The 10,984-nt window shown below is 72.9% G+C and carries 10 protein-coding genes; 7 read left to right on the forward strand and 3 right to left on the reverse strand.

The genetic code is table 11. The features are described from left to right. The 4 genes from AKI01S_RS52305 to tsaD all read left to right on the forward strand — a co-directional run. On the forward strand, positions 1–698 hold a 698-nt coding region (locus AKI01S_RS52305; protein ID WP_067832850.1), incomplete at its 5' end, for a hypothetical protein. 32 nt (positions 699–730) lie between these two features. Then, positions 731–1,405, forward strand: coding sequence for a tRNA (adenosine(37)-N6)-threonylcarbamoyltransferase complex dimerization subunit type 1 TsaB (tsaB, locus tag AKI01S_RS46370; RefSeq protein WP_067832853.1), 675 nt, complete (start codon positions 731–733; stop codon positions 1,403–1,405). Further along, positions 1,402–1,890 (forward strand): ribosomal protein S18-alanine N-acetyltransferase, encoded by a 489-nt coding sequence (rimI, locus tag AKI01S_RS46375; protein ID WP_281186216.1) that lies wholly within the window; start codon positions 1,402–1,404, stop codon positions 1,888–1,890. Before tsaB ends, rimI begins: the two co-directional genes overlap by 4 nt. Next, positions 1,887–2,927: a tRNA (adenosine(37)-N6)-threonylcarbamoyltransferase complex transferase subunit TsaD gene (gene tsaD / locus AKI01S_RS46380; protein WP_439951714.1), complete on the forward strand. Its 1,041-nt coding sequence runs from the start codon at positions 1,887–1,889 to the stop codon at positions 2,925–2,927. The genes rimI and tsaD overlap by 4 nt, the downstream gene beginning before the upstream one ends. Here tsaD and AKI01S_RS46385 read toward each other — a convergent pair. The 3 genes from AKI01S_RS46385 to AKI01S_RS46395 all read right to left on the reverse strand — a co-directional run bounded on the left by AKI01S_RS46385 (position 2,917) and on the right by AKI01S_RS46395 (position 7,672). Continuing rightward, the gene (locus AKI01S_RS46385) at positions 2,917–3,849 is read right to left on the reverse strand and encodes a phosphotransferase family protein (RefSeq protein ID WP_067832858.1); all 933 of its coding nucleotides are present in this window, start codon (positions 3,847–3,849) and stop codon (positions 2,917–2,919) included. The two genes, tsaD and AKI01S_RS46385, sit on opposite strands and share 11 nt — an antisense overlap. A gap of 178 nt (positions 3,850–4,027) precedes the next feature. Continuing rightward, the gene (locus AKI01S_RS46390; protein ID WP_169814135.1) at positions 4,028–5,527 is read right to left on the reverse strand and encodes a hypothetical protein; all 1,500 of its coding nucleotides are present in this window, start codon (positions 5,525–5,527) and stop codon (positions 4,028–4,030) included. An 861-nt stretch (positions 5,528–6,388) separates the two neighbouring features. Then, positions 6,389–7,672 carry a THUMP-like domain-containing protein gene (locus tag AKI01S_RS46395; protein WP_067832864.1) on the reverse strand — a complete coding sequence of 428 codons (1,284 nt, stop codon included), beginning with the start codon at positions 7,670–7,672 and terminating at the stop codon, positions 6,389–6,391. A gap of 245 nt (positions 7,673–7,917) precedes the next feature. Here AKI01S_RS46395 and groES point away from each other — a divergent pair, with 245 nt between their 5' ends. The 3 genes from groES to AKI01S_RS46410 all read left to right on the forward strand — a co-directional run bounded on the left by groES (position 7,918) and on the right by AKI01S_RS46410 (position 10,879). Next, positions 7,918–8,226: a co-chaperone GroES gene (groES, locus tag AKI01S_RS46400; RefSeq protein ID WP_067832867.1), complete on the forward strand. Its 309-nt coding sequence runs from the start codon at positions 7,918–7,920 to the stop codon at positions 8,224–8,226. Between the two features lie 86 nt (positions 8,227–8,312). Next, positions 8,313–9,938, forward strand: coding sequence for a chaperonin GroEL (gene groL, locus AKI01S_RS46405; protein ID WP_067832870.1), 1,626 nt, complete (start codon positions 8,313–8,315; stop codon positions 9,936–9,938). A 251-nt stretch (positions 9,939–10,189) separates the two neighbouring features. Beyond that, the gene (locus tag AKI01S_RS46410; RefSeq protein ID WP_376770282.1) at positions 10,190–10,879 is read left to right on the forward strand and encodes a sigma-70 family RNA polymerase sigma factor; all 690 of its coding nucleotides are present in this window, start codon (positions 10,190–10,192) and stop codon (positions 10,877–10,879) included. Positions 10,880–10,984 lie beyond the last annotated feature (105 nt).

The following is a 10,984-nucleotide window of genomic DNA, read 5'->3' on the forward strand; positions in this document are numbered from 1 at the left end:
GCCGGGTCGAGCGCGAGCGCCGCGCGGGCCGCCGCCTGGCCCTGCTCCTGACGGGCGCGGTCGCGGGGGCGGTCGTCTGCGTGCTGGCCGCGTTCGCGATCCTCAGCGGCTCGGGCGTGCGCGACGGCGACACCGGGCAGGTCGTCAGCGGCGCGACGCAGACCGCCGCGGGCGCGCCCACCGAGCGCAGCGGCGTCCCCGACGCCTGCGAGATGGTCCGGGCCGACCTCGCCGACCGGCTCGCCCCCGACGCCCAGCGCACCCAGGCCGACAACTACCAGAGCAGCGACCGCCAGAACCAGTGCGTCTGGGGCGCCTACGAGGGCAAGCGCAAGCGCCAGCTCACCGTCGAGATCCGCGCCGTCGCCGCCGACGGGACGCAGACCGCCACCGAGGCCGCGCGCGCGACGTTCGCCCGGGAACGCGCCGACGACGAGTCCGGCAAGGGCCTGCTCGCCGGGCAGGAGGTCACCGACAAGACCCGCCTCGACGGCGTCGGCGACGAGGGCTACACCGTCTACAGCGTCGACGAGGGGCAGGGCTCGGCCGAGGCCATCACCAACGTCCGCCTGTCCAACGTCCTGGTCACCGTCCGCTACTCGGGCGGCGACGACGGCGACCCGCTGGCCGCCGACGCGGCCATGAACGGGGCGACCGACGCGGCCAAGTCCGTGCTGGAGAGCCTCAACAAGGGCTGAGAAGCGGCGGGCAAGCCATAGACTCAGGCAACGTGCTGGTCTTGGCTTTTGACACCGCGACCGCAGCGGTCACCGTCGCGCTGTACGAATGGAACCCCGGCGAGGGGCTGCGTCGCCGCGGAGCGGCCGAGGCGGTGGACCGGCGGAGGCACACCGAGCTGCTGACCCCGTCCGTCGCGGGCGTGCTCGCCGAGGCGGGGGCCGCGCCGGGCGACCTCAACGCCATCGCCGTGGGCGTCGGCCCCGGCCCCTACACCGGCCTGCGGGTCGGCATCGTCACCGCGCTGGCGATGGGGGAGGCGCTGAAGGTCCCGGTGCACGGGGTGTGCACGCTGGACGTGATCGCCTGGGAGTCGCGGCGCGAGACGCCGTTCGTGGTGGCCACCGACGCGCGGCGGCGCGAGGTCTACTGGGCGCGGTACGGCTCCTACGGGCAGCGGATCGGCGAACCGATGGTGGGTCCCGCCGCCGGGCTGCCCGAGGGGGTCCCGGTGATCGGGGAGGGCGCCGAGCTGTACGCCGAGGTCCTCGGCGACCGCGCCGTGCAGCCCGCCCCGCTGCTGCCGTCGGCGGCGGCGCTGGCGGAGCTGGCCGTGACGCGGCTGTCCGGCCGTCCCGGCCCCGCGCTGCTGCCGCCCGAACCGCTCTACCTGCGCCGTCCCGACGCCAAGGAGCCCGGTCCGCGCAAGAAGGTGACCCCGGCGTGAGCCCGGGGGTGCTGCTGCGGCCGATGACCGAGGCGGACCTGCCCGCCGTCCACGCCCTGGAACGCGAGCTGTTCCCCGAGGACGCCTGGTCGATGGAGATGCTGCGGGAGGAGCTGGCCGACCAGCCGCGCACCCGGCACTACGTCGTCGCCGAGGCGGACGGCGGGATCGTCGGGTACGCGGGGCTCGCCGTGGCCGCCGACCAGGGCGACGTGCAGACCATCGGGGTGCGGGCCGACCAGCGCGGGAAGGGGCTCGGCGCGGCGCTGCTGACCGCGCTGCTCGACGAGGCGGCCAAACGCGGCGCGGACGAGGTGTTCCTTGAGGTCCGCGCCGACAACCCCGCCGCGCGGCGCCTCTACGAGCGGTTCGGCTTCGAACGCGTCGGGCTGCGCAAGCGCTACTACCAGCCGTCCGGTGTGGACGCCGTCGTGATGCGCCGCAGGGCGCGGACCGGGCCGGTCGGGTTCTCCAGGGAGACATGATGATCGTTGATTCCGAGCCCCTCGTTCTGGGGATCGAGACCTCCTGCGACGAGACCGGCGTGGGGATCGTCCGCGGGACGACGCTGCTGGCCGACACCGTCGCCTCCAGCGTCGACCAGCACGCCCGGTTCGGCGGCGTGGTGCCCGAGGTCGCCTCGCGCGCGCACCTGGAGGCCATGACCCCGACCGTGGAACGCGCCCTGGCCGAGGCGGGGGTGACCTTCGCCGACATCGACGCGTTCGCCGTCACCGCCGGGCCCGGCCTGCCCGGCGCGCTGATGGTGGGCGTCGCGGCGGCCAAGGCGTACGCGCTGTCGCTGGGCAAGCCGCTGTACGGCGTGAACCACCTGGCCGCGCACGTGTGCGTGGACCAGCTGGAGCACGGCAAGCTGCCCAAGCCCTGCGTGGCGCTGCTGGTGTCGGGCGGGCACTCGTCGATCCTGCTGGTCCCCGACGTCGCCACCGACGTGCGGTCGCTGGGCTCGACCGTGGACGACGCGGCGGGCGAGGCGTTCGACAAGGTCGCCCGGGTGCTGGACCTGGGCTTCCCCGGCGGCCCGCTGATCGACCGGGCCGCGCGCGAGGGCGACCCGGGCGCCATCGCGTTCCCGCGCGGCAAGTACGCCGACGGCACCTACGACTTCTCGTTCTCCGGCCTGAAGACCGCCGTCGCGCGGTGGGTGGAGGCCCGGGAGCGCTCCGGGGAGCCGGTGCCGGTCGCCGACGTGGCCGCGTCGTTCCAGGAGGCCGTGGTGGACGTCCTCACCCACAAGGCGCTGAAGGTCTGCAAGGACAACGGCGTGCGGGACCTGCTGATCGGCGGCGGCGTCGCGGCGAACTCGCGGCTGCGGGCGCTGGCGCGGGAACGCTGCGACCGGGCGGGCGTGCGGCTGCGCGTGCCGCGTCCCAAGCTGTGCACCGACAACGGCGCGATGGTCGCGGCCCTCGGCTCGGAACTGGTCACGTCGGGCCTGGCCCCGTCGGAGCTGCACCTGCCCGCCGACTCCAGCCTCCCGATCGAGGCCATCACCCTGTAGCGGGCGCGCCGAGCTCGGCCAGCAGGCCGGCGAGGTAGTCCTCGTAGTAGGGCACCAGCGTCCGGTCGAGCACCCGGCCGTCCTCCTCGGGCAGCAGGTCCAGCAGGCACCGCACGTCCCAGTACGGGTCGTGCGCGTGCCCGCCCGACACCTGGTCGAACACCTGGAGGAACCGGTCGGCGGCGGCCCGCCCGTGCCGGGCCAGCAGCGCCAGGCGCATCCGCGCCACGTCCACGGCGGCGGGCCCGCCGGCGGCCTCCGACCAGTCCACGACGCCGGTGAGCCGCCCGTAGGTCCACAGCGTGTTGTCCGGCTCGTAGTCGCGGTGCAGGAACCGGGACGGGGCGTGCGGCGCGGGGCCGGCGGCGACGTCGAAGGCGCGTTCCCAGAGCTGGGGACGGAGCGCGTGGCGCGGCGGGAGCCGCACGTCGAGCCGGTTGGCGGGAACGTGGGGCGGCATCGACGAGGCGCCGCGCAGCCCGTGGACCAGCGTCAGCGCGGCGGCCAGCTGGATCAGGTACTCGGGCAGCTCGTCGGGCGCGGGCCGGGGCCGGTGCCCGTTCAGCCGGGTGACCAGCAGGGCGGGCGCGTCGCAGTAGGCGCCCGCCGGGTCGGCGGCGACCAGCGACGGGGTGGGCAGCTCGCAGCCCGCCAGCAGCGCCAGCGCGGCGATCTCGCGTTCCGGCGAGAACTCGGCGGCCGGACGCTCCCGGGGACGCCAGCGGCGCAGCACCAGCCGGTGCGCGTGGCCGGAACGGGTCTCCACCAGCAGCGCGTGGTTGACGTGCGCGCCGCCGGGCAGCGGGCGCACCATGCGGATCTCGGCGCCCCTGCCCAGGCATTCGGTGACCCAGCGCATCGCGGGGCCGGGCAGGGCGGCGCCGGCGGGACGGACGGGCGCGGTGTGCGTCACGGGGTCCATCAAAACGGATCCCGCCGGGTATTGAGAGTGATTTTGCAAAGACGGAACGTAACGAAACGCATGTCATCGACGTGCTCTTGCCGCCGCGACCCGGGCCGTGACCGGGCCTTGGGGTGAGGCGTCCCTGGGGGGTTCGACCAAGGACGCCCCACCGTCGCAGCGCTCGGGGCCCGTCCGGTTAGTCCTTGCCCTCCCGGCGAGGGCGCAGCAGCGCCTCCGCCAGGGCGAGCATGGTCTCCTCCAGCGTGGACAGCCGCTTCAGGACGTCCTCGTGGACCGCCGTCACCTGCTTGGTGACGTCGTCGTGGACCAGGTCGACCTTCTTGCCGACCTCGTCCTGCACGCCCTCGAAACGCTTGCCGACCTCCACCTGGAGCGTCTCGGCCGTGCGGGACACCTCGTCCTGCACGCCGTCGACGCGCTTGGCGAACTCCTCGCGGGTGCCCAGGACCTGCCGGGACACGTCCTCCTGGAGGTCGGTGACCCGCCGGGAGACGTTCTCCTGGATGCTGTCGACGTGCCGGGTGACGCTGCCGTTGATCTCGTCGATCCGCTTGGACACGTCGTCGTGCACGCCGGTGACCTGGCGGGACACCTCGTTGTGCACCGACTCGACCTGCTTGGTGACGTCCACGTGCACCGACTCGACACGGCGGGAGACGATGTCCACCTGGGTGGTGAACTCCTCCAGCGCGCCGTCGACCTTGCGGGTGACCTCCTCGTGGATGTCCTCGATGCGCTTGCGGACGTCCTCGTGCACGTCCTCGAAGCGCCGGGAGAACTCGTCCATGCGCTTGGCCACGTCGCTGTAGGCGGTCTCGGCGATCTGGGACATGGTCGCCTTGACCTCGTCGCGGTCCGGCCGGGCCCGCAGCTCCTCGATCAGCGGGTTCACGGCGTCGGCCAGATGCTTCTCCAGCGCGTCGAACCGGTGGCTGTGGTCCACCACCGGACGCTTGGTCAGCTCGGTGAGCCTGCGGTGCAGCTCGCTGACCTCCAGCGTGGCGGGGAGCTGGCCGATGCGGTCGTTGACCCCGTCGATCCGGTCGTCGATGCCCTCGAACCGGCCGTCCAGGCCGTCCAGCTTGCCCGACAGCCCCTCGAGTCGGCCATCGAGCCCGTCCAGCCTGCCGTCCAGGCCGTCCAGCCGTCCGCCCACGCCCTCGACGCGGCCGTTGACCGCCTCCAGGCCCTGTTCCACCCGTTCGGCCATCTCGCCGAGCGACTGGTCGACCCGGGTGCTGACGCCGTTGATCGAGTGTTCCAGCCGTTCCGAGCGGTGCCCCAGCTCCGCCAGGGACTTGTCCAGCCGGTTGAACCGGACGGAGGCGGCCTCCATGCTGCCCTGGAGCTTGTCCAGGCGCTTGGTCATCTCCTCCATCCGCTTGGACGCCTGCTGGGTGACGTCGGTGATGTTCTGTGCGGAGTCGATCACCGCTTGGATGCGGTTCAGTCCCTCGTCGACGTGCTCGCCGATGACGCCGACGTCCGCCCACAGCGCCGGCAGCTCGGCGACGGGCTTGACCCTCTCGCCCACCGCCTCGATGTGCTCGGCGAGCCCTTCGGCCCACTCCGGGGGCTTGCTGGACAGGTCGTCGACCTGTCCTCGGACGCTGTCGAGCTGTCCGGTGAGGCCGCTGAGCTCACGCTCGCGCACCTCGCGAAGCAGCCACTCCATACCCTCCAGTCGCTGGCGAATCTCGTCCAGGACCTGACCCTGTGAGCGCTGTTCGTAGACGTGGTCCTGCGCCGCACGGGCGAGCAACTCCCGCATCCGATCCGAGACCGGTTGACCCCCCGTCTGCAGGAAGTTGTGATTCGTTTCCACCCGATGCTCCTTCGTGTGCCGACACGGCTAAATGGCGCGCGGCATTGAATCGTGAAGACCTCACTGTAGTGCGTTCGCGGGACCGCTATAAGTGGGAGCAGAGAACATTACGAGTTCTGTGGAATGCGTTCGATATACCTAAAGTCGGTGTCGTCGCGCGCGTTGGTCCGTGGGGGTGATTTCCCGGTTTCGCGGCTGATCGGATCAATTGCGGCGGTGTCGGGTCCGGCGGTGCGGGGCCCGGCGGACGGGCGGTGCTGCGGCCGGAGGCGGCGCGGGGCCGTACATTTCGCCTGACACCACCAGTTCACGTGCGCCGGCACGAGGGCGCCGGCGTGATCGGCGCCGGGGGCGGGGCGTTCCGCGCGGTGGCCGGCCGGGCAATGCCCGACGGTATTCGGGGCGATTGACGATCATCTTCCGGCGGTGATGGCGCCGCCCCCTGAACGTCTCTTGGTCTTTCTTCGTCCGTTGATCTGGACGGGCTGTTTCGCGCCTTCGCCGCCCGGCCTTGCCGCGCCTCCGCAAACGATTGGCGAACGCAATGCTGGAAAGCGATCAGATTTGCTCGGACGTGGCGCGCCGCCCGGCCGCGCTTGACGGCCGGGCCGGGGCCGGGCGGGGACGGGAGATCTTTGGGCTCGATCGGCGGCCGGGACCGCTCCGGGCGCGTTCGGCGCGGGCCCAGCGCGGGCCCGGGGCGGCGCGGGCTCAGGGGGAGACGGCGGTCACCGGCCGCGCCAGCAGCGCGACCGGGTCCTGCCCCACGCGGGTCAGCACCAGCGTGAGCGTCCGGCCCGCCCGCCCGGCCCCCTTCGTCCCCCGGCCCCCGAATCCCAGGTCCCGCCGGAGCCGGTCCACGTCCACCGCCGAGCCGCGCTTCTTCACCGTCAGCACGCCGACCTCGCGGCGGCGCAGCTCGGCCCGCAGCCGCTTCACCGAGAACGGCAGCACGTCCTCGATCTCGTAGGCGGACGCGAACGGCGTCAGCCGCAGCGAGTCGGAGGTGACGTAGGCGATGTGCGGGTCGGCCAGCCCGCCGCCGACCCGCGCCGCGACCTCGGCGACCAGGTGCGCCCGGATCACCGCGCCGTCGGGCTCGTACAGGAACCGCCCCCACGGCCGCACCGGGGGGTCGCCGAGCCCGGGTTCGGGCGTCAGCGTCAGCGCGTCCCCGGCGCCGCCGGGGGAGGTCCCGGGGGAGAGCAGGGTCGCGCGGCGCCCGACGTCCCCGGCCAGCCCGCCCAGCCACAGCGCGGCCTCCTTCACGTCCCCGCCGACCGACACCCACTCGGCCTCCACGGGCCCGCGCACGGCCGCCGCGTCCCCCCACAGCGCCTCGTACGGGATGCCGGGCGCGACCTTCACGCACGCGGCCGGGACGCGTTCGGCCAGGCCGAGCACGGTGTCCAGCGGCGGCTCGTAGGAACGCGGGTCGAACACCCGCCCCCGCGCCGTCCGCCGCCCCGGGTCGGCGAACACCGCCCCGAACCCGGCCGGGATCCCGCCGGCGTACCGGGTGGTGGCGTCGTCGCGCCGCACGGTCACCAGGGACTCCAGGGAGAACGCCGCCACGTTCGCCCGCGCCACCTCGGCCGTCAGCGGGTCCAGCTCCACGGCCTCCCCGCCCAGCCCGGCCCGCGCCCGCGCCGTCAGGTCGGCCCCGATGCCGCAGCCGAGCTCCAGCACCGCCGCCTTTCCCAAAAACTCGGCAAAGCGGCGCGCCCGGTGCGCCGCGACCTCGCCGCGCGTGGACTGCTCCAGCCCGGCGGGCGTGAAGTACATGCGCGCGGCCTCGTCGCCGAACTTGGCGCGGGCCCGTTCCCGCAGGCGCACCTGGGTCAGCGCGGCGTTGACCAGGTCCGCCGGATGCCGTTCGCGCAGCCGCGTGGCGGTGGCCAGCAGGGCGTCCTCGCTCACGTCGGAGGCCGCCGCCTCGACGAGGATCGCCTGGCCGGCGGGGGTGAGCAGACCGAGGAACGCCTGGATGTCCATAGGCTGGACGTTAGCGAGTCGAGACCGGTATGAGACCGCGGGCGGGGTTGCCCGTGTTCGTGTTGACGGGCTAACGGCCACGGAATAGTCTCCATGACTGGCACTCTCCCTTCGAGAGTGCCAACACAGCGACAAGGTCGGTCTGGCACCCGCGACGACAGGCCGGTCCAGGGTCGCCTTCTCTGTCAAATGTGCCGGCCGGCCAATAACGGCCGGCCGAGACCGATCGAAGGGGAGGTCAGATCGTGACGACCGCCACCAAGGTTGTTCTCAAGCCGCTCGAGGACCGCATCGTCGTCCAGCCGCTTGAGGCCGAGACCACCACCGCGTCGGGTCTGGTTATTCCGGACACCGCCAAGGAGAAGCCCCAGGAGGGCACCGTCCTGGCCGTCGGCCCGGGCCGGGTCGACGACAAGGGCGAGCGCGTGCCGCTCGACGTGAAGGTCGGCGACGTCGTGCTCTACAGCAAGTACGGCGGCACCGAGGTCAAGTACAACGGCGAGGAGTACCTCGTCCTCTCCGCCCGCGACGTGCTCGCGGTCGTCGAGAAGTAACGGACCTGACGTGACGCTCCGCCCCGGACCTCGCCCGCTGACAGGGGCGGGTCCGGGGCGGATCGCTTGATAGAGGGAGTACCCCTGTGGCGAAGATCCTGGAGTTCGAAGAGGACGCCCGCCGCGCCCTTGAGCGCGGTGTGAACGCCCTCGCCGACGCCGTGAAGGTCACGATCGGCCCGCGCGGCCGCAACGTCGTGATCGACAAGAAGTTCGGCGCGCCGACCATCACCAACGACGGCGTCACCATCGCCCGCGAGGTGGAGCTGGAGGACCCCTACGAGAACCTGGGGGCCCAGCTCGCCAAGGAGGTGGCGACCAAGACCAACGACATCGCCGGTGACGGCACCACCACCGCCACCGTGCTGGCCCAGGCGCTGGTCCGCGAGGGCCTGCGCAACGTGGCCGCCGGCGCCTCGCCGCTGTCGCTCAAGCGCGGCATGGACGCCGCCGCCCAGTACGTGTCCGACCAGCTGCTGAAGTCGGCCCGCGAGGTCAACGAGAAGTCCGAGATCGCGGGCGTCGCGACCATCTCGGCGCAGGACGCCAAGATCGGCGAGCTGATCGCCGAGGCGTTCGACAAGGTCGGCAAGGACGGTGTCATCACCGTCGAGGAGGCCCACACCATGGGCCTGGAGCTGGAGTTCACCGAGGGCCTCCAGTTCGACAAGGGCTACCTGTCGCCGCACATGGTGACCGACCCCGAGCGCATGGAGGCCGTCCTGGAGGACGCCTACGTGCTCATCCACGAGGGCAAGATCTCCAACGTGCAGGAGTTCCTGCCGCTGGCGGAGAAGGTCGCCCAGACCAAGAAGCCGCTGCTGGTCGTCGCCGAGGACGTCGAGGGCGAGGCGCTGGCGCTGCTGGTCGCCAACAAGATCCGCGGCACGTTCCTGTCGGTGGCCGTCAAGGCCCCCGGCTTCGGCGACCGCCGCAAGGCGATGCTCGGCGACATGGCCGTCCTGACCGGCGGCCAGGTCATCTCCGAGGCCATCGGCCTGAAGCTGGACTCGGTCGGCCTGGAGGACCTGGGCCGCGCCCGCCGCATCACCGTTACCAAGGACGCCACCACCATCGTGGACGGCGCCGGTGAGCAGGCCGACATCGAGGCCCGCGTCAACCAGATCAGGGTCGAGATCGAGAACTCCGACTCCGACTGGGACCGCGAGAAGCTCCAGGAGCGCCTGGCCAAGCTCGCCGGCGGCGTGTGCGTGCTGCGCGTCGGCGCCGCCACCGAGGTGGAGCTCAAGGAGAAGAAGCACCGCCTGGAGGACGCCATCTCGGCGACCCGCGCCGCCATCGAGGAGGGCATCGTCTCCGGCGGCGGCTCCGCGCTGGTGCACGTGGCCAGGGAGGGCTTCGAGTCCCTCGGCCTGACCGGCGACGAGGCCACCGGCGCCGAGGCGGTCCGCCGCTCGCTGGTCGAGCCGCTGCGCTGGATCTCCGAGAACGCCGGCCAGGAGGGCTACGTCGTCGTCTCCAAGGTCCAGGAGCTGGACGCCGGCCACGGCTACAACGCCGCCACCGGCGAGTACGGCGACCTGATCGCCCAGGGCGTCATCGACCCGGTCAAGGTGACCCGCTCGGCCGTCACCAACGCCGCGTCGATCGCGGGCATGCTGCTCACCACCGAGGCTCTCGTCGTCGAGAAGCCCGAGGAGGAGGAGCCGGCCGCCGGCGGCCACGGCCACGGGCACGGCCACGGCCACTGATCAGGCAGCTTGATCGAGAACGGGACCTCCGCCTCCGGGCGGGGGTCCCGGGCTTTTGTGGCGGAAAAGCGGCGAACACGAGGTTCCCGGCTCGATGAGCTGTTTCCCGCTCCCTGGCGGCGAACGCGTGGAACCTCCGCCACGGCGCGCAGCCGGATGACCGCGTTGCGTGCCGATGGGGGACTCGTCCCCGCACTGTGACCATTCCGTTGTCGTGGACAGTGGAGACAGGGCATGGCCCGCTGGGCATCATGCTCTACGTGACCGAGGGATGCTTCGCCGGGACCAGTACCGCGGGCGTGACCGAACCCTCGGGGGGACCCGCGCCACCGCCTTCCCCCGACGCCGGACGGCTGCGTCTGCTGCGCGCCGCCGGTGAGCGGGAGGGCGACCTGCGGGAACTGACCTCCCTGGCCGTCCAGGGCGACCCGGGCGCGATCGAGGTGCTCATCGCGCAGGTGCGGCCGATGGTGGTGCGCTACTGCCGGGCCCGGCTCGGCCGCGTCTCCGGGCAGTACCACATCGCCGACGACGTGGCCCAGGAGGTCTGCATCGCGGTGCTGTCGGCGCTGCCGCGCTACCGCGACATGGGCCGCCCGTTCGCCTCGTTCGTCTTCGGCATCGCCGCGCACAAGATCGCCGACGCGCTGCGCAGCGCGGTGCGCGCGGCGGTCCCCACCGAGGACCTCCCCGACGGGCCCGACGACCGGCCCGGCCCGGAGGAGACGGTGGTGCGCTACATCGAGGCGCAGCGCGCCCGCGACCTGCTCACCCGCCTCCCCGACCACCAGCGGGAACTCGTGCTGCTGCGGGTGGTGGCCGGGCTGTCGGCGGAGGAGACCGGCAACGTGCTGGGCATGTCCGCGGGGGCGGTACGGGTCGCGCAGCACCGCGCGCTGGCCCGGCTGCGGGCGATGGCCAGAGAGGAGTCGATCGCTTGACGGAGCGGAGCACCGGCGCCCCGGACCAGGCCGGCGCCGAACCCGCCCCGGCGTCCCCCGCCGACCGGGCCGACGCGCCGCGCGCCGACCCGGCCGCGGTGCGGC

Origin of the sequence: Actinomadura kijaniata NBRC 14229, from assembly GCF_001552175.1 — a bacterium.
Classification (GTDB): domain Bacteria; phylum Actinomycetota; class Actinomycetes; order Streptosporangiales; family Streptosporangiaceae; genus Spirillospora; species Spirillospora kijaniata.

Coding starts and splice junctions, on each gene's coding strand:
- AKI01S_RS46395 (WP_067832864.1), bottom strand. CDS start 7,672: ATGGACATCCAGGCGTTCCTCGGTCTGCTCACCCCCGCCGGCCAGGCG.
- AKI01S_RS46385 (WP_067832858.1), bottom strand. CDS start 3,849: ATGGACCCCGTGACGCACACCGCGCCCGTCCGTCCCGCCGGCGCCGCC.
- tsaD (WP_439951714.1), top strand. CDS start 1,887: ATGATGATCGTTGATTCCGAGCCCCTCGTTCTGGGGATCGAGACCTCC.
- AKI01S_RS46410 (WP_376770282.1), top strand. CDS start 10,190: ATGCTCTACGTGACCGAGGGATGCTTCGCCGGGACCAGTACCGCGGGC.
- AKI01S_RS46390 (WP_169814135.1), bottom strand. CDS start 5,527: ATGGAGTGGCTGCTTCGCGAGGTGCGCGAGCGTGAGCTCAGCGGCCTC.